The organism is Microcoleus sp. D2_18a_D3, assembly GCF_036702455.1.
In the GTDB taxonomy this organism is placed as follows: domain Bacteria; phylum Cyanobacteriota; class Cyanobacteriia; order Cyanobacteriales; family Microcoleaceae; genus Microcoleus.
Map to the genome: position 1 here is coordinate 1 of NZ_JAUBTK010000008.1, position 26,942 is coordinate 26,942.

Here is a 26,942-nt window from a genome sequence, read left to right on the forward strand (position 1 = left end):
AGCCGGATGCAGTGAAAGCTGCACGTCCGCGTTCTGAAGGAGAGGTGTCCTGTGGTAACACAGGCATCGACTCTAATTGTAGGAGAGATGGTAGGGGACACTCTGCCATCGACTCTCTAACTGTATCGGAATGATTTAACCGCAGAGGGCGCAGAGAACGCCGAGGGAGAGAATACAGAGAGGAATAATTCCGATGCTACCGGATTTGATATAAAGCCTCAAGCTAAAGTACCAACTAAACCTAAGTCAATCGATTTTAGATTTTAGATTTTAGATTAAAGAATTGAAGCATTGACCCCACGGATAAATTCGGGGGCTTGTATCCTGGATGCTTTCGGTCACAATAGCCTGCAAAAACTCTTTTGAAATCTAAATTTTGAACCTATGGAGGAATTTTATTGCTCCATAGGTTCAATGGAACTAACCGAATCGATTTCCCTCGACTTGTTCCTCGAACTTTCCAAAACATCAACAGTATTCTTAATAAAACCGGCCATCGGCACAGCAACTAACAAACCTGCTATTCCTGCCACCTTAACCCCCACCAGCAGTGACACTAAAATCCACACAGGATTGAGACCGATAAAACCGCCTAATAACCGAGGAGCAACCCCGCTTTCAATTATTTGCTCAATTACTGTAGCAACAGCTAAAACTGTCACGCCCAGCCAAAAGTTGTTTAATGTGATCAGCAAACTGACAATGCAAATACTGAAAGGTGCCCCGAAGGGAATCATAGTCATTACACCCACACCCAAACCGAACAGAAGTCCGAAGGGAACTCGCATAATTAAAAAAGCAACAGTAATAGACAGTCCCATCAAGCCCGCCAAAGTTGCTTGGCCGACGAAGTAGTTGTGGAAGCTTCGCGCCAGCAACTCTCGCAATTGAAGACTATGCTTGGAAGGAAACCATTTAAACAATCCTTCCCACACGCGATCGCCGTGCAAGAGCAAGTAGAATGTCACGACTATTGTGAGGAGGAAATTCAACAGACTGTCTGCAGCACCCAAGCCAAATTTGAGAATTTCGCCAGTGAGTGACTGCAATTGAGATGAAAGTCGATCGCTCAATTGAGTAGTCAAACCGCTGACATCAATGCGGAGATTGCGATTTTCCGCCCACTTGTTGAACGCTTCAATCTGTTCTGTGCCAGAAACTATCCAAGTCGGCAGTCGGGTGGCAAGTTCAGTAATTTGGTTTAGCAGAATGGGGGCTAGAGTCAGACCTAAAACCACCAATAGCAGTAAAGTCAAAAACAATACCGACAAAACTGCTCGATCGCGCTTCAAGCCGTATCTGTGCAGAAAGCGCACTGGATAATCTAGCAAAAAAGACAGCACTGTAGCCACTACCAAAACAGTAATCAGGGCGCGAAAATATTCAAAGACTAGGAGGGCTAACCAGCAGTTGAGTACCGCTAGGGGAAATACCAGTCCGTAAGTCCACCACTGCTGCAGTTGAGTGAAACGTCTCATCTAAGTTAACCGAGTTAAAATTTGAGATGCAAGATGTGAGATTGGCGCTGCTATTTGCCCTTCTCTGTTAACCATTTTATAGTGCATTTATTTATACCCGACTGCTGAAACTTCTCAGTTGCTCTGCCAGGGTAAATTGGGTTGCTGGCAGGCAGTGCCTGCCACAACTATGTTATATCGTTTCCGCTGGTATGGATATATTACCTGCGAAAATAATTTCTTTTCGGTTGGCACGGCAGCGGTTTGCAGCGCGCGATTCAGCCTTTTTCACCATGCCGTTCGAGAGCTAATTGAATTAAACGGTCTACTAATTCAGGGAAAGAAATGCCGTCCGCTGCCCACATTTGCGGATACATACTGGTAGCTGTAAAGCCAGGAAAAGTGTTGATTTCGTTAATCAAAACTTCTCCGGTTGATTCAATGTAGAAAAAGTCTACTCGCGCTAAACCTGCCGCGTCTACAGCCAAAAATGCTTGCACTGCCATTTCTTGGATTTGCGAGACGATCGCACCGCTGACTTTTGCCGGGATTGAGCAGTCGGCTTGTCCCTGGGTATATTTAGTTTCGTAGTCGTAGAAATCGCTTTGAAAACTAATTTCTCCCACCGTTGAAGCTTTGGGGTTGTCGTTACCTAAAACTGCACATTCTAATTCTCTAGCCACCACACCCGCTTCGACAATTATCCGCCTGTCGTAGCTGGCGGCGCTGTCGAGAGCAGCTTCTAATTCAGCGCGCGATCGAGCTTTAGAAATTCCCACAGACGAACCCAAATTGGCCGGTTTAACAAAGCAAGGATAGCCCAAAGCTGCTTCAATTTTATCACAGAGTTTAGGGAAAACGCAAGGATTAGACCAGATTTCCGAACGGTTAACAGCGATGTATTTTACCTGCGGCAAACCAGCTTGAGCAAAAGCCATTTTCATGGCAATTTTATCCATTCCCAGCGCCGAACCTAAAACCCCGGAACCGACAAAAGGAACTTGCATTAATTTCAGCAACCCTTGCACCGTACCATCTTCACCGTTTGGCCCGTGCAAAACCGGGAACCAAACATCTACAGCATTAAAATTAGGAAATTGTCCAGCCGGAGAGTCGTCTTCTCCTGTTTGTTCCTCTATTTCCAGAGGTTTTCCGGTGGCTAAGACTTGTTGAGGTAATGTTCCCGACAGCCAGCGGCCGTTTTTTTGGATATAAAAGGGCAGAACTTCGTATTTAGACGCATTTTCCTCCGCAGCGAGGGCGCCGGCGATCGCCCGCGCCGAACTAATTGAGACTTCGTGTTCGCCCGATCGCCCCCCGAACAATAGCCCGATCCGCATCATTGTCATTTTTCACTACTCCTAGGACTTTTCGACAAATATACACGCAGAGAGCGCAACTAAGGCACATACGAACCGCTTTAAGACTACTTATCTCCTCCCTTCCACTCTTCCTCTGTGTCCTCTGCGCCCTCGGCGGTAAAAAAAATTACATCTTCTTAGAAAAGTTCACCAGTAAGCCGTCCCCTATCTCATTCCGGTGCTATTTAAAGCATTTCCCCCGTCAAACTAAAAGCGCGAATATCTGTAATTTTAACCCGCACAATTTTACCCGCCAATTCAGCAATATCGCCCTTAAAAAATGTGAGACGATTGCCGCGAGTGCGCCCCATCACCTGAGTTGAATCTTTAAGATTCTGGACTTCCACCAAAACCTCTTCAGTGCGTCCGAAATAGCGCTGCGATCGTTCCATCGCCGTTGTTGTGACTACATGATTGATTCGTTGCAGGCGATCGGCTTTCACCTCCTCACTCAACTGATTTTCCCACAAAGCGGCCGGCGTCCCAGGGCGAGGGGAATAAGCAGCAGTATTCACCAAATCGAAACCAACATCTTCGATTAACTTCAAAGTCTTCTCAAACTGCGCTTCCGTCTCCCCAGGAAAACCGACAATCGCATCTGCAGTAATCGAAGCATCCGGCATATAACGGCGAATTGTATCAATAATCCGGCGATATTTTTCCTGAGTATAACCCCGCGACATCGCCTTCAAAATATCATTATCTCCCGACTGAAAAGGAATGTGAAAATGTTCGCAAACCTGCGGTAATTCCGCACAAGCCTTAATCAATCTTTCCGTAAAATAGCGCGGGTGGCTAGTAGCAAATCTGAGGCGATCGACTCCAGGCACATCCTGCACAAAATAAAGCAAATCCGTCAAAGTATGCTGGTTGCTGCCGTCCGGTTTTGTCCCCGGCAAATCGCGTCCGTAAGCATCAATATTTTGCCCCAACAAAGTTACTTCCTTGTAACCTTGACGGCCCAAATCCTCCATTTCCGCGCGAATTGCCTCCGGCATCCGCGACTGTTCAACCCCGCGAACATTGGGGACAACACAATAAGTGCAGCGTTCATTGCAGCCGTAAATTACATTCACCCAAGCAGTCACCTTGCTGTCGCGGCGCGGCTTAGTAATATCCTCCATAATCTCAACAGCTTCAGTCGCCACAACTTGATTGCCCTCAAAAACTTGTTCCAGCAAATCTTCAAGTCGGTTAGCGTGTTGTGGCCCCATTACTAAGTCTAATTCCGGTACTCTCCGCAGCAGCGCTTCACCTTCCTGCTGCGCCACGCATCCAGCTACAATTAAAGTTAAACCCGGTTCTTGGCGCTTGCGATGAGCTTGCCTTCCCAGGTTAGAATAAACTCTTTGTTCGGCATTATCGCGAATTGTGCAAGTATTGTAGAGAATCAAGCTAGCTTCGTTCGGGTCTTCCGAGAACTCAAAGCCCATATTTTCCAGAATGCCGGCCATCCGTTCCGAGTCGGCTTTATTCATCTGGCATCCGAAAGTAGTGATGTGATAGCGGCGGGGTTTAACGGTCATGGCGAATTGCAGGCAAATAAAAAATATAGGTTTTCAACCTTAACCAACTATTATATAACAAGTCTAAACCCTTTGTGAACTTTTCTTTTTATCAGTGTTTTCTCTTTCTCAGCACCCTCTGCTGTTTATGAGACTTATTGCATAAATCTTTGATGGATAGGGGAAACCGCAGATAAACGCAGATAAACGCAAATGCCTTTCAAGATAGTTTGCAAAGGCATACAATCTTGCCTCTTAAAAAAACCACTTTCACAAATCTGTAGGGTGTGTGAGGCGCGGCGATTAACTTGCGCTACCGACAATCAATCTTAAACCGTGCATCACGCACCAAAATCTAGTTTTGGCGGTGCGTGAGTATTAAAAATATCACAGTTTGAGTTCAAAAACTACTCGCCCTCACGCACCCTACACCCAAAGTCCTGATGCTAAGGAATGAGAATTAAATAACTTACAATGCGTGATGGTTCTTGTGGGATGGGCGTCCCGCCCGTCCAGAAAGGGCGGGCTATAAGCCCAACCCCTACTCCCCACAAACTTGTGTAAATTATTTAATACTAATTTAATGTGAAGTTGCACATATCTCGATCCCCCTAAATCCCCCTGATTGTTGGGGAGTAGGGGTTGACTTTGAGAAGAATCTTGTCCCCCCCTTAGTAGGGGCGGTGCCCCCGTGCCCGCCCTCTTGGCTAGGGGGGATCGGATTCTATGCAACCTCATGAAAAATTGGTATAATTCGCGATCCTAATGTTTATTTGTGCCTATTTCTCTCTTTATTTTGTCTGTAAAAACTGTAAAATTGTTTTGGCAATACCTTGTGCAGCCAAATAAGGAACCCCATTGCCAACAGTTTTAAACATATTAGTCAACGTCATTTGGGCCGGCAGTGCAAAATCTTTTGGCAGTGACTGAATAGCCAGTGTTTCTGCAACAGAAAGCCGGCGAAGTTTGTAAGGGTGCAAATGAACTTCGTTATTGCCGTAACAAGCTGTTGGCGAATAACGCCATCGGTGCAATCGCTTGAAAGATTTTTTTGAATCATCTCCTTCATCAACGGACGCAAACCGCTTAAGACCTGCTTTGGGTTGAAAATAGTGTTCGGCATTGGGATGGTTGAGAACGTCATTTTTTTGGAACCAAAATTCTACCGTTAAATCTTGGGGAATGCCATCAGGACAAGGCACGAAACCATCACCTGCAAAGGCAGTTCTCTCCGGCCAAGGATGAGAAAAAATTTCTGATTTGGGATATAATATCTGACTTTGCCAAGGAAATAAACTTTCGGATAACATTTGGCTTTTTTCCTCTAGGGAAATGCCCAGATTTTTGACAAGGTTTTTTCTAAGCCCAATCAAAATAATTCTATCCCTATCTTGCGGGACACCGTATTCTATCGCATTAATTAAACGTTCGGCAAAAACGTATCCCGAATCAGCCAACTGATTTTTGAGTGCGTCGTAAAAAGCTTTATGTTTTTTGGTTCTCCACAAACCTTTGACATTTTCAAATAAAAAGAAATCTGGCTGCTGCTGGCAAATCAATTCAATGTATGAAGCTGAAAGTTGACCTTTATCTCCTTCCCCACCCCGGTTTTTGCCACCAATAGAAAAGTCAGGACAAGGCGGCCCCGCGATAAATCCCACAATATCGTGATGCTTGCGGGCATCCTGCATCAATTCCCGCAGGCGAAAAGCGGGTTCTCCCCCTACAAGTCGAGTTACATCTGCTTCCTCTCCTTCGCAATATCCGTATTCTGGTAGCGGCAAATTCATGCACTGCCGAGAATAGCGGTATGCTTGCATGAAAGGTGGGAAAATTTCATTGACATACGCTACATTAAAGCCGATCGACTCAAAACCCAGATCGAGCAAGCCAGAACCCGAAAAAAATGAGAATATACAGGGGATGGGGAATTGGGAATTGGGCATGGGGAATTGGGAATGGGGCATGGGGAATTGGGCATGGGGAATGGGGCATGGGGAATTGGTAGAATAGCCGGGGCGGGTTTATTAGATTATGGATTTGAGGCGATTATTGTGGGTAAAAACCGCCGCTACAGATATTCTTACAACCATTGGCCACCTCGGAAACGCCAGTGGGGAAACAAAATTCGCATCAGTGTTTGCGATGCCAGATAAATAGCCAGCCACACTAAACTATAATGCAAAGCAAAAGCTCCCAAGTCAAAATCTTGTGCAGGTATCCCAGGCAAACCGATAATTTTGATTAAAAATAACACAAAAAGTGCTTCCCAAATCCCAGCGAGTAATTGAAACGCGCCGGGCCAATCTCGATCCCAGCGGAACTGCTGGATGTATATATATAAAGCATCCCAGCCGATGCCAAAAATCGCTACATACCCTAAAATCCAGAAAAAGATTGAGCCTGATTGGGAGGTAATTAAACCCAGACAAAAGGGCAGCGTTACTAAAACGCCTACGGTTGCAAATAACAATAACCGAGTTTGCCAACGGCCGAATAAGGTGGGAGTCATGCGATTTTAGATTTTAGATTTTGGATTTTAGATTGAATGGGAAGGTTGTTCGATTTTAGATTTTAGATTTTAGATTTTAGATTGAATGGGAAGGTTGTTCGATTTTAGATTTTAGATTTTAGATTTTAGATTGAATGGGAAAGTTGTTCGATTTTAGATTTTAGATTTTAGATTTTAGATTGAAGGCGAAGTTCGTTTTAATCACTTAAATCTTACATCTTTTACCATTTTCAAGAACAGGCAAGATGCCTGTTCCACAAAGAGTGAGTTTGCTTGTGGGGGGGGCATCCTGCCCGCCCGTAAAAAACCTATTGAAATAGTGCAATATCTCAGTTAAATCCATTAAATCCTGTACATTGCTTGTTGCCGAGCTTCCTCCTTCAAGTTAGCCGGGAGATTTATTTAAAACCCACTTCAACCACTGCACGAACGATCGCCAAACGCTCAATTTCCGCACACCCAGAACTCGGTTGGCGGCCAGACTTTCAACCGATCGCAAGGCGGCGTATTGCAAGCCCAAAAAACTGTCTACCGGCGCGTAAGGCCCCCCCAAAGTAATCGCGCCGGCTGCGTATACCCGGCCTTCTGTGTTGCTAGCAGAAGAATTCCGCAATTCGGGCACTTCAAAATCGTTGTTAACACTCAGCCGGCCCAAACCGTTGAGGGGAAGATTATATTGAGCTACCAAATCGTTTAACAGGGGACTGGTTTTTACCTTAGCGTCCAAACCCGTAGCGTCAATAATAAAATCAGCCTCTAACTTAATTTGCCCTTTAAGTTCCTTCTCCTTAATGTACGTCACCGTGCGGTTTTGACTGTCGCGCTCGACTCGCTCGACTTCCCCGAAGGTAATTTGATACCATCCTTGACTTAAACCTTCTTTGACAATCCGCCGCCAGTCGCTGCGCTGGGCGGTGGTAGTGCCGCCCCAGTCTGTGAGCAACTGCGGCCGCAATTCAGGGGCGACTTTTTCCAAAAGTACGCGGAGTTCCCCGCCCCAGCAAGCTTTCGGCCAGTTGAAAGGTTGAAATTCGTAGTGATTTTCGACTCTTCGCTCAGCGAGTTTAAATTTGTTACCTTGAGGTTTGGGCGATCGCATCAAATGCAATACTTGAATGTTGCGGTTCCGCTGTCGCGCTTCGTAAATTCGCTGCACTACGCGGGAAGCGACAATTCCCCGGCCTCTAATTAACACGCTGCCACCGCTGGCTTCCAATTTTTCGTAAACACTGTCGTGGCTTTCGTAAGCGTTGACAACCGACTCAAAATCCTGGGTTTTTTCGCGGTAAGCTTGCAAGTCGGGCAGAAATTGAATGGCGGGATAGCCGGTGGCTAAGTGTACGTATTTGGCGATTAAAAAAGCGTGCTCGCGGTGATCCGCATTCGATCGAGAATAAGCGATCGCGTACCTGCCGTCATCTGTTTTGCGAATTCCCCGCACTCTACCGTAGCGAAACATCTGATTCCACCCAATTCGATCGACTTCCCTGTCAATAGAATCAAACACATTTCCCGCGCGAGGCGTATAAGTTTCGGCAAAAGTCGGTTCAGCAAACACCTGCCACATCAACTTCAGTGATACTCCCAAACGCCCTTTGAGCAATTCCCGCCAAGCTTCCCGCAAAGCATAGGGAGGCCACCCCCAAATATTGTCTGGACAAGAGTCAGAATTCGATCGTAGGCGTTCCCGCAGCGGAATTTGGGAATTCAGGCATAGACGCAGATAGCGGGCGTAAGGCTGGTTTTCCATGCCCAAAACCGCAATTCGATCGATTTTCACGCCGCAAATTCTCAGCAAATCCACCCAAATAAAACTGCCCAAACCGCCGCCAACGGCAGCCCAATCAACTTCTGTCATAGGGAGTCCCATAGATTGGAGCGATCGCATTGACACTTGAGAAGCTTGCAAAAATGCGATCGGCGGAAATTCTCCCCTACTACCTGTTTGAGGAACCTGCAACATTATTGGCTGCCCCAATGTGGGGTCTGGCCCATTGGTCTGCGGGTTAAAGAAAATGTGAGAATTGACCGATGGCGTTTCTGGGGAATTCACAGCAAAAGAAATGCCGATCGCGTAGGGCCCAACTTGCAGCATATCCCCGTTTGCCAGCACGCAACGGGTTTGGCGAATGCCGTTAACAAAAGTACCGTTACGGCTACCCGTGTCAGTAAGTAAAATACTGTTACCTTCGGTGCCAATCACTGCGTGAAAGCGAGAAACTTGACTGCTGCTGAGGGCAATTCGAGAAACTCGTTTCCCGTTGATAGTGGCGGGCATAGCTTCAAAAATTCGTCCCAAAGCGATGGGTAAGTCGAGTATGGGGGATCGACAATCCCCCGTAGCTGTATCTGTCCAAGTCAGTCGCAGGCGCAAGGGTTGAGAATTCATGATTATTTTTTAAACATCAGCCGTCGGCTTTGAGCTTTCTGCAAAAAAGATTTGTGAATTTGAGAGTGTTTAGCGGATACCCTGATTTTCCGTTTTTCTTAAATCTTGCACCATTGTCAATTAGCCTTTTATGAACAGGCTTTCCGGCCTGTTCCACAAGAAAATTCACTCTTTGTGGAACGGGCCCCAGAGCCCGTTCTTGAGAATGGTGCAACATCTCAGTTTTTCCAACTTTCACGGAGACAGCATCACACTCGCCGCCGCCGCCAAAGAAGTACCGCACCACGGACACCCCGCATTCAACTGTGCGTAAGGCGAAATTCGGCTGCATTTGGGACACTGCAAACCATATTGTGAAGGCCCCGTCGGGTGAAAGTTAGTAGGTGCGGGAGGCCCAGACAGCAAAACAGTCTGGGGCGCGGCTACCTGCACCTGTGTCACATTCACCACCTCAATTTGCACTTGGCCTAAATGGATGTGGCTTCCCGAGTTCAATTTTGCTTCGCCTCGGGCGAGAATTTTTCCGTCTACCAGCGGCGGATTGCTTTCGCGCAAATTCCGCACTGCATACTCCTGCAATTCCTGATTAAAAAATATTTCAACGTGCAGCCCCGATACGCTGGGATGCGAAAATACTATATCGCACTTCGCCGGATCGCGCCCTAGCCTGACGGTTCCCGGATTTTTGCTCGGCTGTCCGTTTTCAATTGTCAGAGTTTGACGAACCCCAGCTTCTGTCCATGCTAAAGTGAGCTGGTTTGTCATGATTGTATAGTGTGCTGCTCAAAAATATAAAAAAATATTAACTGATTTATTTTGAGGACGGACTTCCTCACCAAAAAACTTAATTATAATTATTGACGCCGACTCGATCGCACTTCTAAAAATATTATGTGCAGCACAACAAAAAAGCCCTGACTTCGGGGCTTTTTGTACTCGTATTGGCTTTTTTTTGAGAGACTGACTCGCGTTTACCGAAGAAGAATTCAGAATTCAACAGCCAGAATCCAGAATGGATTGTGTGCGACAGGATGGAAAATTGGGGTTTGAAGCCCCCGCTTTTAATCGTGGAAGATAAAAATTCTTTCCGTGACAGTTACACCTCATATGTTGCACCATTCTCAATAATCCTTTTATGAACAGGCAAGATGCCTGTTCCACAAGAAAATCTACTCTTTGTGGAACAGGCCGGAAAGCCTGTTCTTGAGAATTGTGCAAGATGTGAGTTACACCTCACTTGGGGCATGGGGTATTCTGAATTCTGAATTCTGTCTTCTGACTACTTCTCATCAGCTTTTCTTTCCCGCACAATTATTTAGCGCAGCTTGGTTAAAAAATTGCCGTTCAAGATTGGCCAGCGATTGCTAAAAACTAATTCCTGTGGGATTTTCACCCTTGCGAGGCTTTGGTGCGCTAGTCACGAATTTTGGAGGTTGGACGATCGAACTACCTTGGTAACTTCGATCGCCCCACCTCCTCAAACGTTTACTGTCCTAGTGCTATCTCTCACGCTGCAACTGTGCAATCTTTCATTACAGGGCCAGCCTTCAGAGACTTAAGCTTCGCTCTTGCGGCTTTTCCGACCGCCTTCGCGACCAATTTGAGCCATGTGTTCGCGATTTCTGCTGACAGCTTCGCCGCCTTTTTGACCAGCTTGTCTGGCTTCTTCAGGGGTGAATTCGTGTGCAGTTCCTTTCTCGTGTGCAGCTTTTCCGCCTTTGCTAGCAATTGCGCGCTGTTTTTCTGCATCCATAGAAGCGAATCCGCGTTTGCTTTTCTCAGCCATGACTGTCTCCTTGTTTGTTTCTGATTTTTTAGCTCGATCGCGCCTTCGCCTCCCACTGTCATGGTTACTCCCAGTCAGTGGTGAGATATCCGACGGTAAATTATGAAACCTCATCTGACGAATCTAAGCTTTTGGTTTAACTCGCAGAATGAATCTTTCATCATTTACAAATGTGAACTAAAAATAGTTCACGCCCGGGCACTATAGTTAGAGCCGCCAATGTTTTAAGCTGGTTACTGTCTTTCAATCATTCTATAAACCCCCCCGACTTTTATACCTCTTTCTCAGGTATAGTCATTCTTTAGTTCGCTGGAAGGATGCTTTAGTTCGCAGGAAGGATGGAACCGAAAGCTGATTGGCAGTAGACTCAGAGGATTTTTCGACTCGGGCGGCGCCACCTCAAAAATTAAAAGTCCAAAGACGGATGCTTTTTTGGTCTTTTTACTTTTTTTTTGGGGCATTCCGCGCTTGCCAGTTATCCCGATGTGAGTTGGTCTGCCGATCGAGTTGTTTCTGGTAAGCGATATTTTGGGGCGCAGCGCAGGACGTACTCGATCGCACTGATCAAGTTTACCTTATGACCTATCGACACATACATCGGCTTTACCCCTGTTTGCGTCCTCAGCGCGGCTCCTACCGTTGAGCCCTCCAACAGCAAGGGTTGCCAACTGCCCCGATCGAGTCCGACTTCTGAATGTTCTCCAATAAATCGATTTTTGGCAACTCCGATCGTGGGAATCCCTGTCAAAACCCCCAAATGGCAAGCAAGACCGAATCGGCGGGGGTGGGCTAGTCCTTGACCGTCGCACAATATCAAGTCTGGCGTCAAACTGATATTTTCCAAAGCTTCGAGAACTGCCGGCACTTCTCGAAAAGACAGGAAACCCGGAATATAAGGAAAAGTTGTAGGACTGCGAACCACAGCTTGCTGCTGCAACTGCAAGTCGGGAAAGCTCAGAACTGTTACAGCGGCCCGCGATACATCGTTTGCACTGTCGTAGCCGACATCTACGCCTGCGACGTACCGAACTGTGTCCAGTTGATTTTCGGTAATTACCTCTGACCGAAGCTGTTCTTGAATGGCGATCGCCTCTTCAACTGTCTGCGGCCAAGGGTGTCGCTGCAACATTTTGATTTCTCTTCAACCGTTCTCATCTAAGCTTAACTTATTTTCGGGCATTTTTAAACTCGGATCTTTATCGTTTGTAGCCATAAATTCCCAACTTGCCCAAGGAGTCTTTTTTTCTACTCAGGAGGGTTGAGCAAGGCCGGCCGATGCCAATTCTCCAAATAGAGTCTGTAAGTCGGAGATTGAAATTCTATCTTTCGCTTGTGCTGGAACCAACCCCCAAAGGTTTTATCGGCACACTTCTCCAATTTTCTACTCAAAATTTACAAAAAATACCTATTTGATGCTGATTTTTTAGCTTTCTAGAAAGCTTTGTCTTTCCGATCGCCCTTTTATCGCGGGTCGGAGAGCGATCGAGCTATCTATTTACTTCTGCTTTATCTAAAAAACTCCTGTTTGTCAAGATAATTGAAACATTTATTCATCAATAATCCCACCCAGCTACAAGTGCCATTGTTCATCCCCGCTCATCGAGCTAAGAGGTTCCCAGACCCTCGCAAGTATATGACTTTTATGAAAAAAAATCAATGAATTTATGAGTTGTTGCACCATTAACATGAAGCTATAATCTTAGATAAGATCGAATATAAAACTAACATCAATTAACACAACATAGGTAAATCAACATATGAAAACCATGCAAAGTGTTCAGTACAACCTAGCTCTCTACATCGTCGGTGGCATCGTCTTCATCATCGCCGCCTTAATTTTAAGACCTTTTGCCCTCGTCGGCCCAGGGGAACGCGGCGTTATGATGCGCTTCGGGAAAGTTCAAGACGCGATTTTAGATGAAGGCATTCACCCGATTTTCCCGATCGTCACCTCTGTAAAAACTCTCAGCGTGAGGGTACAAAAAACAGATTTAAAAGCAGATGCAGCATCCAAAGATTTGCAAAGCATTACGACCGATTTGGCAGTTAACTGGAATGTTGACCCCGCAAAAGTAAATCAAATTTACCAACAAATAGGAGACGAAGAACAAATTGTTGCCAGCATTCTGAGTCCGGCTATTTCGGAAGTTCTCAAAGCAGCAACTTCTAAAAAAACCGCCGAAGAAATTATCACTAAGCGCACCGAACTCAAAACAGAAATCGACAACAGCCTTAAAAAGCGCTTGGAACCTTACGGCGTCATTGTCAGAGATGTTTCGTTAATAAATTTTGGGTTTTCTCCAGAATTTAGCAAAGCCATCGAATCGAAACAAATAGCCGAACAAGAAGCTAAACAAGCAGAATTTACTGTTCAAAAAGCAACCCAAGATGCTAAAGCTGAAATTAACCGCGCTAAAGGTAAAGCCGAAGCTCAACGCTTGCAGCGGCAAACATTAACAGCCGAAATTTTGCAGCAGCAAGCAATTGAAAAATGGAACGGCCAGTTTCCGACAGTAATGGGAGGAGGCGGAACTTTGCCATTAATTAATATTGCGCCGCCGAGTTCTCAAGCTGCAACTCCTGCTAAATAAGCTGCTGCGGATCATGATGGCCAGGGCGCGGGGAGAAGGGGGGAGGGGGAGAGAGTCTGAGGGGGGGAAGAATAGAGGGTTTTTCACTGCGGATGTGAAGATGTGCTTTTTTAAATGCCGAACAGCAAGCGTATAAAATACAACTAACAACTAAGGTTGAATCTCAGATGTTGCACCATTGTCAAGAACGGGCAAGATGCCCGTTCCACAAAGAATGAGTTTTCTTGTGGAACAGGCCGAAAAGCCTGTTCCTAAACAAGTAATTGAGAATGGTGCAACATCTGAGTTAAATCCCGCTTACTTAAATACCAAGATACAATTTACGTTGCGCGAGTCCTGAAAAACGTTAGAGTAAGAAACAACTCGGAAATTGTAAAGGTTTGCTTGAAAGTTCGGCTGATGGGAGATCGGGAGAACCAGTCAATTTCTAATTTAGGTGAAGTGGGGAGTGCCGCCGATCGCCATTCTGCGTCAGAAGCCCTGTGGCTGCGCGATCGAGCCTTGGCAGCTACTAGCAGCGGCATTGTCATTGCTGACGCCAATGCACCCGATTGTCCCATAATTTATTGCAATCCGGCCTTTGAACGGATGACGGGTTACTGCGCCAGTGAAATCTTGGGGCGTAATTGCCGGTTTTTGCAAGGCCCGGATACCGATCGAACTACTGTAGCTAAGATCCGCGACGCCTTGCGCCAAGGTCTAGAACTCCAGACAACAATCAAAAATTACCGCAAAGACGGCAGTCCTTTTTGGAGCAAATTATCGCTATCTCCCGTGCGAGACGACAACGCTAATTTGACTCACTTTGTAGGGATTCAGTCGGACTTGTCGGAACCAATATGTGAAGTGCAGCAAGCATTGCAGCAAGCTAACGACCAACTGCAAACGATTTTGGAAGCAGTTCCGGGCACAGTATCTTGGATTAGCTCGGATTTGCGCTATTTGGGGGTTAACCAGCACTTAGCCAAACTGCATGGTTTGCCGCCGTCGGCTTTTGTCGGTCAAGATATTGGTTTTCTAGGCGCGAGCTCGGATTTTAACTCTTTTGTGGTGGAGTTTTTTGCCGGCGACGCTACGGAAGCGGTTAAAGAACTCAACGTTAAGGTACAAACCGACGGGGGACAGTCGGAGGGATACTATTTGATTGTGGCTCAAAAGTACGATCACGGCAAAGCAGCTTGTCTGGTAGGGATTGACATTACCGAGCGCAAGCGGGCAGAAGAAGCTCTGGTGCTGACTCGCAAGGCGGTGGAAAGTTCGAGCGACGCGATCGGCATCAGCGATGCGAACGGCACTCACATTTATCAAAATCAAGCGTTTTCTCAGCTATTTGAATGGGACACCGCAGAGGAATTTAAACTAGCCGGAGGTATATCGGCAGTTTTTGCTGACCCCGCAGTCGCCAGGGAGGTACTCGACACGATCGCCCAAGGTTATTCTTGGTTTGGTGAAATTATCAACCGCACTAAAAGCGGTGAAACTTTGCAAGTGTTGCTGCGGGCCGATGCTATTAAAGACGCTACAGGGAAAATTGTCGGTCTGATTTACATGAATACCGATATTACCGATCGGAAGCGCACGGAACAAGAGCTGCGGCAAAGCGAGAAGCGCTTTCGATCGTTGATTGAAAATGCTAGAGACATTATTGTGATTCTCGACGAAAAAGGCTTTTGCCGCTATGTATCTCCTTCCCTAGAGCGAATTTTGGGCTACCCGACGGCGGAAGTCCTCGGCCGGTCTATATTTGACTTGATTCACCCTGACGAATTGCTGATAGTGGATCAAGTGTTCAAAGGTGTCATGCAAATGCCGAAAGTTAGCCTGGGAATGGCGGAATACCGAGTGCAACACAAGGACGGTTCTTGGTGCGTGTTGGAAGCGGTGGCGACGAATTTGCTCGACGAACCTTCGGTGCGGGGAATTGTGGTCAACTGTCACGACGTGACTGAGCGCAAGCTGGCTGAAGAACAATTGTTGCACGATGCTTTGCACGATGCGCTGACGGAGTTGCCGAACCGTGCTTTGTTGACTGACCGGTTGGGGCAAGCTTTTGCCCGCGCCCAACGGCATCCAACCTATCAGTTTGCGGTGCTGTTTCTGGATTTGGACAGGTTTAAGGTGATTAATGACAGTCAGGGACACCGCACGGGCGATCGGCTGTTGGTGGCTGTGGCTCGCCGTCTCTTGACTTGTTTGCGGCCAGGCGATACGGTGGCTCGTCTGGGGGGAGATGAGTTTGTGATTTTGCTGGAAGAAATTCACGGTGTTGATGAGGCGATCGCCCAAGCAAAGGCAATTCTCAAAACGATCGAACGACCGCTGAATTTGGAAGGTAATAAAGTTTTAATTACTGCTAGCATCGGCATTGCTTTGAATACCGACAAATATCAGTGGCCGGGAGATATTTTGCGGGATGCTGATATTGCGATGTACCGGGCAAAAGCTCTCGGTAAAGCTCGCTACGAAGTTTTTACCAGTGCGATGCACGCTCGCGCTGTGGCTTTGATGCACTTGGAAAACGATTTGCGGGAGTCGGTTGAAGAACTAAATTTGAAATATTCGATCGTGGATTTCGCCTGTGGGACGGCGGCGGAAAACTCGCCGATGAGTGAAATAGATCGGAGATTGGAGCGTCCGAAGTCGCAAGTGACCGCTTTAAAATTGGAATGTCCTTTTACTGTTTATTATCAGCCGATCGTTAGTTTGAAAACTGGTTCTGTTATCGGATTTGAGGCGCTGGTGCGCTGGCTGCACCCGGAGCGCGGTTTAGTTTCCCCGATGGAATTTATTGCGATGGCGGAGGAAACTGGGTTAATTATGCCTTTGGGTTTGTGGGTTTTGAACGAAAGCTGCCGCCAAATTATTAAGTGGCAGAGTTTGAATTTACCTGTGGGAAATTCGCGGTTGACTGTAGCAGTAAATCTTTCCGGGAGGCAGTTTTCTGAACCGGAATCCATCGAGCAAATTAAGCAAGTTTTGCAGGAAACGGGTGTTGATGCTCGCTGTTTGAAGTTGGAGATTACTGAGAGTGTGGTGATGGAAGATGGGGAAGCGGCGGCGGCGATGCTGTCGCAGTTGAGAGACTTGGGGATTGATTTGTGCATTGATGATTTTGGCACTGGTTATTCGTCTCTGAGTTATTTGCACAAGTTCCCGATTAATATTTTGAAGGTCGATCGCTCTTTTGTCAGTCGCATCGGGGAAATGGGGGAAAATTTGGAAATCGTGCGGGCGATCGTCATGCTGGCGCGCAGTTTGGGGATGGAGGTAGTGGCAGAAGGGGTCGAAACCGCTGTCCAATTGGCTCAAATGCGGTCGATCGGCTGCGAGTACGGTCAGGGGTACTTTTTCTCTAAACCTCTCGACAGTGAGGCAGCTACAGCCTTGTTGAGGCGATCGCCGAAATGGTGAACTGAACCAAATATTTAACCGGATCAAATTGCTTGATTGTCAATAAGGCAATACGCTTGGGTTAAAACTGTTTATCTCTCGGAGATACCAATTTTATATGAGGCTGCATAGAATCTGATCCCCCCTAACCCCCCTTAATAAGGGGGATTTAGGCGGCTCGAAATATATGCAACTTCACATTAAATTGGTATAAGACGTTAAGTTGACACGAGTGCTACTCGGCGACTTCAGCTTCCGCTTCCGCTTCAGGTGCATCTGGCACATCTTGCTTGATCGTCAAATAGCGAATCACTTCTTCGCTCAGACGCATCGCGCGCTCTAGGGTAAAAATTGCAGCGCCCGGAGCTGTATAGTTCATTTGAACGTATACTCCGTCGCGGTGCTTGCCGATTTCGTAAGCCAAACGGCGCTTGCCGCGGTGCTGAGTTTCGATGTTTTCAGCACCTTGATCGCGCAAAATAGTTTGATATTTAGCGATCGCCTGGTCTGTCATTTCCTCACCCAAATCAGGGCGCAGAATGTACATAGTTTCGTAAATAAACGGTTTCATGGCAATAATCCCCTTATGGACAACAAGGCTTCTCACGAAGCAAGGACTTATTATCATATCCCAACAATGAACAATCTCAAAACTAAAAAATCAAATTCCCCAAACAACACTCCCTCGCCGTGGAGCACCCTGTGGACGTACAGCATCATGAGCGCGATCGCACTTTTAATGCTGTTTCCCTTGCTGTGGCTGCTCAGTACGTCCCTCAAATCCCCCAACGAAAACATCTTTCAATTTCCCCCGCAACTGTGGCCACAACAGCCAACCCTCGAAAACTTCATCAAAGTTTGGCAAACAAACCCCTTCGGCCGCTACCTATTCAACAGCACCCTAATAGCCTGCCTCACAGTTAGCATCAACATCCTCTTTTGCGCCCTCGCCGCTTACCCCTTAGCCAGACTCAAATTTCGCGGCCGCGAAGCCATCTTAATCACGATCATTTCCACAATCATGATTCCCTTCCAAATAGTCATGATTCCCCTATACATATTGACTGTACAACTCGGACTAAAAAATAGTTATTTAGGCGTAATCTTTCCCGGACTAGCCTCAGCCTTCGGCATATTTTTATTACGACAAGCATTTCTAGCAGTTCCCAAAGAACTAGAAGAAGCCGCCCGCATCGACGGCTGCAGCGAATTAGGCATTTGGTGGCACGTCATGATTCCGGCAATTAAGCCAGCTTTAGTCACTTTAGGAATTTTCGTATTTATCGGTTCTTGGAGCGACTTTCTGTGGCCGCTGCTCGTTTTAGACAGGCCGGAATATTACACTTTACCTTTAGGGGTAGCCAATTTAGCCGGGACATTTTCTTTAGATTGGCGTTTAGTTGCGGCGGGTTCTATTATTTCTATTGTTCCAGTTTTGGGACTCTTTTTGCTCTTGCAAAAATACATTGTGCCAACAGAAACCGCCGCCGGAGTCAAAGGATAGAATGAGGGCATGGGGCATGGGGCATGGGGCATGGGGCATGGGGATTGCAAGTCAAAAATTAGTATTTATTCCTTCTGCGATACAACTCACAAAATTTATTTGTTATGTACGAACTACCGGACATCCGCTGGATTGTTGACCGCGCTGGGGCTGTAGATACTATAGCCTTTCTCAGAAAGATGAGGTACTCATGGGCATAGGGCATAGGGCATAGGGCATAGCGCATAGGGCATAGCGCATAGGGCATAGGGCATAGGGCATAGCGCATAGGGCATAGCGCATAGCGCATAGGGCATAGCGCATACCTCACTTTTTTGAGAAGCGCTATATCATGGCTTTTGCAAATGCGATCGATGCCCAAGACTGGCAAAAATTGCGATCGCACCTAGCAGGCGAAAGAGATATCCACTCTTCGGAATTTTGAGGAATCAAACAAAGTGTGGTAATTGTCAGCGATAATCCTGAAGTGCATGGCGCTTTGCGGGGAAAATCGCAATGAAATCTCATTCAGAACTGAAATGCGAACTGATTTTTCCTAACTAAAAATTTCCTCCTACCTGGGAGTAAAAACTGCGCTAGGATAAGCAATCCGCTTGTGATTGAACTGTTCCCAAACTCGCACAAAAATCTCCGCAATTAGAGACATATCCTCCCGCGTTAAATCCGAATCAATCAACTGATTATCCTGCCAGCGAGCCCTCAAAATCCGATTAACCATATTCAACGCCTCTTCATGAGTAGCATCCTTGAGCGATCGCAAAGCAGCCTCGCAAGAATCCGCCAGCATCAGAATTCCCGTTTCGCGCGACTGCGGAATCGGCCCGTCATAGCGAAAATCCTCCTCCCTCACTTGGCGACTTGCGATTGTTAACTTTGAATTATCCGCATCTGGCAAAGCAATCTTTAAATCTTCTATTTCTTTTGCAGCAATTTGCTGCGCTTGGTGGTAGAAATAAGCAATTAACATTGTACCTTGGTGTTCGGGAATAAACGCCTGAATTGCCTTCGGCAATCGATGCTTCCGCGCCATCACCAAACCCTCGGTAACGTGCTTTTTAATAATCTCCGCGCTCGCCCAAGGGTCATTAATTTCATCGTGTTTGTTGCCCCCACCCATTTGATTTTCACAAAATCCCAGCGGGTCGTGCATTTTTCCAATATCGTGGTATAATGTCCCAGTTCTGACCAGCTCAACATTGCAGCCGAGTTCCCGGGCCGCAGCCTCCGCCAAACTCGCCACAAACAGCGTGTGCTGAAAAGTCCCCGGAGCCTCGGCGGCCAATTTCTTCAACAGCGGGCGGTTGGGATTGGCAAGTTCCGCCAGCCGGATCGGCGTAATCAAGTCAAAAACGTGTTCCAAATAAGGGCTGATGCCGATCGCCACAACGCTCCAAGCCAAACCGGCCAAACTTTGCGCGCCCACCGTACCCAGTACGACGTACCAAATAGCACCGGCTGCCGCGCTGGCAATCAAAGTCCCCACCAGATAAACCGTGCCCAGAGTCAAGCCGACAGCCACGCCCAAAAGAGCCAATTCCTCGCGCGATCGCAGCCGCCCGGCCATAAAAGCGCCCAGCAATCCCCCCGCCCCGCTAGCCACCAAATGAATCAAGTCCACATTTAAGCCAACGGGCAGCAGCGCCGACAGCAGCCCCACCACAGTCACTCCCACCGCTGAACCGTAGAAGCCGCCCGCTAAAATCCCGATCGCCGGCAAACTCGTCCAAGGCAGCCCCAAACTCACCAGCACCGGCGCGCTCAAAGTCAGCAGCAGCAATAGCAAATGATCTCTCCGGCGCAACCGGTAGTGCCTTTCCACCAGCAGTACGATCGCAATTGCCCCCGCGACTAAACAAACAAAACCCGTCAGCCCCAGCCAATTCACCCCCCGCCGGCTTAAACCAAAATAGTCGAGCAACACGAAATCTTCCTGCGAGATATCTTGTCCTTGTGCAACAATTATCTCGCCCTGATCTACTGCGATCATCACCGGTTTCACCTTTTGGGCTGCTAATTCAGCTAGCTGTTTGGTTTCCTCGGGATCTCTCACCAGATTTGGCTGCAAAATCGCTGTTAAACCCTCAACCGCCAAAGCTTGGGACTCTAACGGCACTTCATCTGCCACTTGCAGCTTCACAGCTTCTTTCAAAATCTCTTTTGGCAAGCCCTGCGGGATACCTTGAGCCACCATCCTTTTTGCCGCCCGACTCATACCGGTTTGGGTTTTCTGCCACACTGCCTCCGACAAACCAAACAGCGAAGTATCGTATATCTGGGGTAGCCCGGAAACCGACGGTTTTTCCAGCGCCTCCACAGCATTGAGATAGCGTTGGCGAGCCGAGGAAATACTGTCTGTCAGGCTTTGAAAGTCTGCTGCCGGGAGCGATCGGCTGTAAGCTTGCAGTTGAGCGATAGCCTCCTGCCGAGACTGGTTCTCCGTCTGCCCAGCAACTGCGGGGGAATCCAAGCTCAACCGCTCGGAAGTTGCACTTTTGTCCCCCGCTTGCGCCAAAATCCAGCGCCACTCCCACTCAGGACAGCTCCGCAAGTAAACCTGAACAGCAAGTGAGAGCGCCGAGGGACTCGCAAACGGAAACGGGCCTACCGCCTCCCGCAGCTCGCTTCCCTGCTGCAAAAATTGTTGCAATTCTTGATAAATTTGTCGATCGACCGCAGAATCCAGCATTAATATCGCTACAGCCCCGATCCGCGCTGCTTTCCGCTGTTCTTCAGTAGTTTTGTAATCGGGGATGCTAGCAGTAGCAGGAGCCTTAATCGTCTGAGGAGCTTTCGTCCCCACATCCAGTTTCGGCTGGTTGTAGAAGCGGTGGCCCAGAGTGCTGCTTAGGGAAACTACCGCTACCAGCGCCAACATAGGGGAACGAGCTTGATTTTTGAGGCTGGATTTGGAGGTTTTACTTGTAAATCTAGTAGTAAAAGTCTCGGGAAGAAGCCATTTCGGGCGCGACAAACGGCTCAGGAGAGGCCCGCCAGCGCGCTCGGTATCTGCTTTGCTGCAGCCATTTTGCACTTTAGCAATGTGTTGGCGCAGTGAGCGCGCAGCCCCTAGCTGCTCAATCTGCCGCATCAATGAGGAGAGCGTATTCATTTGTGTCGAAGATATATCACTGTTATCCAGCAGCTTTGTCAGAATTTCTGACTATGCATCTTGATTGATTTTATCCGAACTACCGTGGCTGAATCTTCAACCCTCTAGGCTACTTTGCGTGACTATCGCCAGCAGTTGGCTTTCCTGACGGTGGCCAACAACCCAAGCAGCTTCTTTGCTTCCCTTGTCTATCTGGAACAGAACTCGCGCGCGAGGGCTAAAAACCTTGTTTCTCGGTAGATTCTTCGTTTCCCAACCCCATATTCTCGTTTAAACCTGGCTTGTTGGGGCAGGCGCGTCCGATTTAATTTTTCACATTTAATTTTTCACTTTTTAATCTTTAATTGTGGCTCTCCTTCCACTTTCGCTTTTGACTTGTTAATTGCTAATTGCTAATTTCTGGTTTCCCCTTACCAGTAAAAGCTCCAACCTTTATATTTTACGAGGTCTAATGACATAAGGTGCAGCCACCGATCGGGCTAGCGCTGCGGAATCGAGTCCGGCATCGGGGCTGTAAACTCCTGCCCAAACAGCAAACAGGTTATTTGCTAACTCTACAATTTTTACATCGCTGCCAGTTCCCCAGAGCGAAGGTTCTCGGCCGTCGGCTAGCTGCAGCGAATTAACCTCAGCCGAAGATACCTGTCGCCATTCTACAGGAATCCCAGCAACGCCGTTATAGGCTCCAGACAAAGCTCCTGTCAAAGCGCAGGTTATTTGTCCGGCTATACCACAGCGGGCAGCCCGCACCACTGACAAGCGCAAGTCTTCTGGGGTGTTCAAAAAGCAGTAGAAAGCTAAGGCAATGGGAATGAAATTTCCTGGGTTGACAATTGACTCGGTTTGTAATTTTTTCTCACCTTCGCCCTGTCTTTCTCGCAAAGCTGTGGCGCTTTTGCAAAGATGAGTGGCGGCTGTTTCTAAATCGGCTCCCTTTTCTAGTAGTATTTGCACTTGCAGCAGCAGCTCTGTTAAGGCATTCTCTGTTTTCAGGTAGGCAAGTGTTTGCTCGATCGCTGTCGCGGGGTCAAGTCTTTCTTTGAGAGATCGGGCGATCGTAAATGCTACTGCTAAAATTGCTGTTTCCCATTCTGGCTGGTTTTCGTTGTGCCAAACCTCTATCGCCAGCATGATTTTTTCTCGCAGCTTGGCTTTATTTTCGTGAAAAAACATCGCCGATGGCAGCGCAGCAATTGCAGCTTCACCAGGGTTAAGCAGGGTTTGAAACTCACTGTTGCGGGGATGATAGATTTCCGACTTGGCAAATGCTTCCCAAGTATCGCGCCAATCTTTTAAATCTAAACCCCTACACCGAATTAAACTTTGAGCGCACGCTACCGCAAGTCTCCCGGATGCCGATGAGTCTTTGCCACTTGGGATTTTACTGTTGACAGAATTCAACGCCAATGTTGCCCCTCTTATGGTCAATTGTTGGTGTTTCGTCAGTTGTAAAATCGGCTGCAAGTCTTCTGTTTGGGGGGGAATACCCACGAGTTGCCTCTGGTATTGCAGGCCTAGAGAGTCTCCTAAAACTGCCCCCAGGATGGTTCCTTGAAACTTGCTAAACAGGGAATGCCGCATTTTAATTTAACTCAAGTTGTTAGTAATTGGTAATTTATAATTTATAATTTTTTCTGGTATCCTTTTTTGCGAAAGTCTTGTGATTAATTGGAATTCAACCCAAACATATAAGGGCTGGTTTTCCATCTAAAACCTGCCCTCATCCGATCGCTACAATCGGTAAATTTTTAATTTTTAATCAGGTAACTAACTAGAGCTTGCAGCCCCAGCCGATAACTTTCTGGGCCAAAACCGCTGATTTGTCCGATCGCCACCGCGGCGATAAACGAGTGATGCCGAAAAGCTTCCCGCCGGTAAATATTGCTCAGATGAACTTCTACCGCAGGGATATTCACCGCGGCGATCGCGTCTCTAATTGCCACACTCGTATGAGTATAAGCTCCAGCATTAATCAATAAGCCTTGGTGCTGCCCTAACATCGAGTGAATTGCATCCACCAACACCCCTTCATGATTCGACTGCTGAATTGAGACTTGCACCTGGAGGGCTTGCGCTTCTCGTTCTAGCAACTTGTTGATATCATTTAAAGTCGCAGAACCATAAACTCCAGGTTCTCGCTGACCCAATAGATTCAGATTAGGGCCGTGAAGTACCAGGATATTTAACAATTTTAAAATTTCCAGCGCAACAAAAAATATGAGAGTTTTGACATGGGATTTAGAACCAGTCTGCCACCTCAAACCTCAAACCTTAAACCTCAAACTTCTAATTCAGTCCCGACTACCTGCGATTCCTCGGTTGGTTGACAGGAATACGAATCGGTTCGAGTTCCGGTTCAGGTTCGGGACTCAGCAGTCCTTCTATCAGCTTGCGAACCCATTCTTTAATTTGTTCCAGCACCTTTTCAATGTCTTCCATTGAACGGATAGCTCCTTTTTTTATAGTCTAGATTGCTAAACCGACGGCTAAATATCTGAAAATAAGCAAGCACGACTTGGAAACCAAAGGTCAAACTTGCTTTCTCGCTTGCTGGATATTTTGAGCAATGGAGAGAGTCAGTATCTTGGCCAATCAGTCCTATCTTATTATCATAACGAATCTTTACAGATAATCAAGAGGCAAAAGGAAAATTACCGAATTATATCGGAGTATAGAGTGTTAAATAAAGATTAAGCTTACGGTTAACTGTTGACAATTGACCAATCGTAGGATTTTTTCTACGCTTTTGCCAACAATAATTTACGCCGGAGTCGATCGAGCGCCGTACAGCTACTCAGATTCCGAATCCAATCGCGGCCTCTGGCATCGCCAAAACGGTATTCAAAACTTTCTGCGTCGCCGTCGGGGCCCGCTAAACCGACATAAACCAGTCCGACAGGTTTAGCATCTGTGCCGCCTCCGGGCCCGGCGACGCCTGTAATGCTCAATCCCCAATTTGTATTGAGGCTGGCGCGAACTCCCGCAGCCATTTGTTTTGCTACTTGGTGGCTGACTGCGCCAAATTCGGCTAAATCTTGCGGATTAACACCTAATAATCCTTCCTTAACCCGATTGTCGTAAGAAATAATCCCGCCTAAAAAGTAGCTCGAACTGCCGGGAACACCCGTCAGCATCGCCCCCAATCCACCTCCCGTGCAGGATTCAGCCACGCTAAGAGTTTGCCCCGCATCCAGCAACAATTGGCCGACAGTGGAAGCGAGGGTATCGCTATCAGCACCGTAACAGTCTAAGTCGGCAATTTGCCGCAATTGTTGTTCGATCGGCTCAATCAAGTTTTTCGCAGCCCCGGAGGACTCCGCGCGGGCCGAAATCCGCAGTTTGACTTCGCCGTGATTGGCGTAGGGAGCCACAGTAGGATTAGTTAAATTCAGAAAACTATCTACTTTTTCGGCCAATGCCGACTCAGCAATCCCCCAAAATTTTAATGTGCGGCTGTAAATAGTGGCGCTGCACCAGCCGTTATTTTGCAGGTAAGGAACGGCAGTTTCTTGCCACATCAAGTGCATTTCCGCCGGTACGCCGGGAAATGTCATTACTGTCACGTCAGAAACCGGCTGCCAAATAATGCCCGGTGCAGAACCGCTGCGGTTCGGCAGAATGTCCGCAGTTTCTGGAATTAAAGCTTGTTTGCGATTGCTGGGACTCATGGTGCGTCCCCGCTGGGCATATTTGTATTCGATATCTGCAATAATTTCCGGCTTTTCGATGAGGGGAACCCCAAAAAAATCGGCGATCGTTTCGACTGTGAGGTCGTCTGGTGTGGGGCCCAGGCCTCCGGTGAAAAGCAAAAGCTGCGATCGACTGACGGCGATTTCTAACACTTGTTTGATACGTTCTGGATTATCCCCCACCACTGTTTGATAGTAGTGAGGGATTCCCAGACTCGCTAATTCTTGGGCTAAAAACTGGGCATTGCTATTAAGAATATCGCCTAACAACAATTCAGTGCCCACACAAATAATTTCAGCAACCATTCAATTTTAGATTTTAGATTTTGGATTTTAGATTGGGGAATTGGGCATTGGGCCTTGGGCATTGGGCATTGGCCAAACAGGGCATTGGCCAAACAGGGCATTGGGCATTGGGCATTAGTTATTAGAACAAACAACAAACAACTAACCATTGACTAATGACTAATGACTAATGACTAATGACTAATGACTATCGAGCGTGTCTCCAAACTTTCCAGCTAGCATATCCCAGCAAACTTGTTGCACCCATAGCGTAAATTACGCCGCTCGGAAGCGAAAAAGCTAGGGCTAAACTTCCCACCCACAGTGTCAGTGAGTAAATAAATAAAACCGCAAATCGATGGGATAGTCCGGCTTCTAGAAGTCGGTGGTGGAGATGGCGCTTGTCAGCAATAAACGGTGACTTGCCGTTGCGAAGTCGATCGAGAATCACCGCCGACATATCTAAAATCGGTACAGCTAAAATTAAATATGGCAGCAACACAGAAGTAACAGCCGTAGTTTTAACTAACCCAATTACTCCCACTCCAGCGAGAGTAAACCCGATAAAATAAGCCCCGCCATCTCCCATAAAGATTTGAGCCGGATTGAAGTTGTAGCGCAGAAATCCCAAGGCCCCGCCAGCTAAAGCCGCTGCAATCAGGGCCGCCGCCGGTTGGTGCATCGCCAGACTGACAATCAGCATCACAACTGCTGCAATCCCTGAAACTCCGGCAGCTAAACCGTCTAAACCATCAATCCAGTTGATGGCGTTGGCCATGCCGACGAGCCAAATCACGGTAATTGGCAAGCTCAGCCAGCCAATATTAGTAAGTCCCAAGGAGGGAACTGTCAGAAACTCAATTTGTACGCCCGCGTACCAAACGATGCTGGATACGCCAATTTGCATGAGCAAGCGTTTTAAGGCCGAGAGCGAAAATAAGTCGTCTGCTAAACCGATGAGGAAGAATCCGATGCCGCCGAGGGTGACTCCCCAAATTTCGTATTCGTCTTTGGGATTGAGAACTTGTCCGTTAGCATCGATGAAGCCTCCTGAGAGCCAGACAAATAAGAGGGCAGTGATAGTGCCGAGAAAGATGGAAACTCCTCCCAAGCGCACCATAGGGCGCTTGTGGACTTTTCGCTCGCCTGGCCGATCGACTCGCCCGCTTTTGAGACCAATTTTTTTGACTATTGGCGTACTCCAGAGGACGACGATCGCAGAAACCAGGAAAGCGAGTATGTGGTACAGATACTGGTACGGCATCTGAAATTAATTTTAAATAGTGCGGGGCAATTAGGCTGTCAGGCAGAGTCTACTACATTTCAGATGGCTTATAACAAGGAAACATCTTGAAGAGCGACTG

The 26,942-nt window shown here is 47.3% G+C and carries 20 protein-coding genes; 4 read left to right on the forward strand and 16 right to left on the reverse strand.

The features are described 5' to 3' along the window. Nucleotides 1–395: 395 nt before the first annotated feature. The 4 genes from QUB06_RS05860 to QUB06_RS05875 all read right to left on the reverse strand — a co-directional run bounded on the left by QUB06_RS05860 (nt 396) and on the right by QUB06_RS05875 (nt 6,212). A complete protein-coding gene (locus QUB06_RS05860; protein WP_333434502.1) occupies nt 396–1,478 on the reverse strand; it encodes an AI-2E family transporter in 1,083 nt (360 codons plus the stop codon). A gap of 257 nt (nt 1,479–1,735) precedes the next feature. After that, complete coding sequence (locus QUB06_RS05865) at nt 1,736–2,806, reverse strand: D-alanine--D-alanine ligase family protein (protein WP_333282944.1); 1,071 nt, start codon at nt 2,804–2,806, stop codon at nt 1,736–1,738. Nucleotides 2,807–3,003: 197 nt separating this feature from the next. After that, complete coding sequence (gene miaB / locus QUB06_RS05870) at nt 3,004–4,344, reverse strand: tRNA (N6-isopentenyl adenosine(37)-C2)-methylthiotransferase MiaB (RefSeq protein ID WP_333042505.1); 1,341 nt, start codon at nt 4,342–4,344, stop codon at nt 3,004–3,006. Between the two features lie 770 nt (nt 4,345–5,114). Then, nucleotides 5,115–6,212 carry a DNA cytosine methyltransferase gene (locus QUB06_RS05875; protein WP_333282947.1) on the reverse strand — a complete coding sequence of 366 codons (1,098 nt, stop codon included), beginning with the start codon at nt 6,210–6,212 and terminating at the stop codon, nt 5,115–5,117. Between QUB06_RS05875 and QUB06_RS05880 the strand changes: the two genes are divergently transcribed. Beyond that, on the forward strand, nt 6,163–6,336 hold the full coding sequence (locus QUB06_RS05880; RefSeq protein WP_333282999.1) for a hypothetical protein: 174 nt from the start codon (nt 6,163–6,165) through the stop codon (nt 6,334–6,336). The two genes, QUB06_RS05875 and QUB06_RS05880, sit on opposite strands and share 50 nt — an antisense overlap. A gap of 70 nt (nt 6,337–6,406) precedes the next feature. On the opposite strand, the gene QUB06_RS05885 is transcribed toward QUB06_RS05880, so the two are convergent. From QUB06_RS05885 to nfi, 5 genes are all read right to left on the reverse strand, one after another. After that, nucleotides 6,407–6,835, reverse strand: a complete 429-nt coding sequence (locus QUB06_RS05885) for a hypothetical protein (RefSeq protein WP_333048473.1) — start codon at nt 6,833–6,835, stop codon at nt 6,407–6,409. A 385-nt stretch (nt 6,836–7,220) separates the two neighbouring features. Beyond that, the gene (locus tag QUB06_RS05890) at nt 7,221–9,224 is read right to left on the reverse strand and encodes an FHA domain-containing protein (protein WP_333282951.1); all 2,004 of its coding nucleotides are present in this window, start codon (nt 9,222–9,224) and stop codon (nt 7,221–7,223) included. A gap of 234 nt (nt 9,225–9,458) precedes the next feature. Further along, a complete protein-coding gene (locus QUB06_RS05895) occupies nt 9,459–9,989 on the reverse strand; it encodes an FHA domain-containing protein (RefSeq protein ID WP_333282954.1) in 531 nt (176 codons plus the stop codon). A 790-nt stretch (nt 9,990–10,779) separates the two neighbouring features. Then, nucleotides 10,780–11,010, reverse strand: a complete 231-nt coding sequence (locus QUB06_RS05900) for a KGG domain-containing protein (RefSeq protein WP_006631632.1) — start codon at nt 11,008–11,010, stop codon at nt 10,780–10,782. A gap of 475 nt (nt 11,011–11,485) precedes the next feature. Continuing rightward, on the reverse strand, nt 11,486–12,139 hold the full coding sequence (gene nfi / locus QUB06_RS05905; RefSeq protein WP_333282957.1) for a deoxyribonuclease V: 654 nt from the start codon (nt 12,137–12,139) through the stop codon (nt 11,486–11,488). A gap of 637 nt (nt 12,140–12,776) precedes the next feature. On the opposite strand from nfi, the gene QUB06_RS05910 reads away from it, so the two are divergent. After that, on the forward strand, nt 12,777–13,601 hold the full coding sequence (locus tag QUB06_RS05910) for a prohibitin family protein (RefSeq protein ID WP_333434503.1): 825 nt from the start codon (nt 12,777–12,779) through the stop codon (nt 13,599–13,601). Between the two features lie 399 nt (nt 13,602–14,000). After that, entirely contained in the window at nt 14,001–17,012 is a 3,012-nt protein-coding gene (locus QUB06_RS05915) for an EAL domain-containing protein (protein ID WP_333282966.1), read from the forward strand. Nucleotides 17,013–17,226: 214 nt separating this feature from the next. Here QUB06_RS05915 and rpsF read toward each other — a convergent pair whose 3' ends face one another. Beyond that, nucleotides 17,227–17,562 (reverse strand): 30S ribosomal protein S6, encoded by a 336-nt coding sequence (gene rpsF, locus QUB06_RS05920; protein ID WP_015176119.1) that lies wholly within the window; start codon nt 17,560–17,562, stop codon nt 17,227–17,229. A gap of 66 nt (nt 17,563–17,628) precedes the next feature. Between rpsF and QUB06_RS05925 the strand changes: the two genes are divergently transcribed. Further along, a complete protein-coding gene (locus tag QUB06_RS05925; RefSeq protein ID WP_333434504.1) occupies nt 17,629–18,495 on the forward strand; it encodes a carbohydrate ABC transporter permease in 867 nt (288 codons plus the stop codon). A 553-nt stretch (nt 18,496–19,048) separates the two neighbouring features. Here QUB06_RS05925 and QUB06_RS05930 read toward each other — a convergent pair. The 6 genes from QUB06_RS05930 to QUB06_RS05955 form a co-directional block, all read right to left on the reverse strand. Then, on the reverse strand, nt 19,049–21,604 hold the full coding sequence (locus tag QUB06_RS05930; protein WP_333282974.1) for an HDIG domain-containing metalloprotein: 2,556 nt from the start codon (nt 21,602–21,604) through the stop codon (nt 19,049–19,051). 432 nt (nt 21,605–22,036) lie between these two features. Beyond that, nucleotides 22,037–23,185: an ADP-ribosylglycohydrolase family protein gene (locus QUB06_RS05935; RefSeq protein ID WP_333282976.1), complete on the reverse strand. Its 1,149-nt coding sequence runs from the start codon at nt 23,183–23,185 to the stop codon at nt 22,037–22,039. A 167-nt stretch (nt 23,186–23,352) separates the two neighbouring features. Next, nucleotides 23,353–23,793 carry a type II 3-dehydroquinate dehydratase gene (gene aroQ / locus QUB06_RS05940; protein WP_333208377.1) on the reverse strand — a complete coding sequence of 147 codons (441 nt, stop codon included), beginning with the start codon at nt 23,791–23,793 and terminating at the stop codon, nt 23,353–23,355. Nucleotides 23,794–23,905: 112 nt separating this feature from the next. Next, nucleotides 23,906–24,043 (reverse strand): hypothetical protein, encoded by a 138-nt coding sequence (locus QUB06_RS05945; RefSeq protein WP_006631912.1) that lies wholly within the window; start codon nt 24,041–24,043, stop codon nt 23,906–23,908. A 299-nt stretch (nt 24,044–24,342) separates the two neighbouring features. Then, nucleotides 24,343–25,599 carry a competence/damage-inducible protein A gene (locus QUB06_RS05950; RefSeq protein ID WP_333282979.1) on the reverse strand — a complete coding sequence of 419 codons (1,257 nt, stop codon included), beginning with the start codon at nt 25,597–25,599 and terminating at the stop codon, nt 24,343–24,345. Nucleotides 25,600–25,786: 187 nt separating this feature from the next. Then, nucleotides 25,787–26,842 (reverse strand): MraY family glycosyltransferase, encoded by a 1,056-nt coding sequence (locus QUB06_RS05955; RefSeq protein ID WP_333143791.1) that lies wholly within the window; start codon nt 26,840–26,842, stop codon nt 25,787–25,789. Nucleotides 26,843–26,942: the final 100 nt, after the last annotated feature.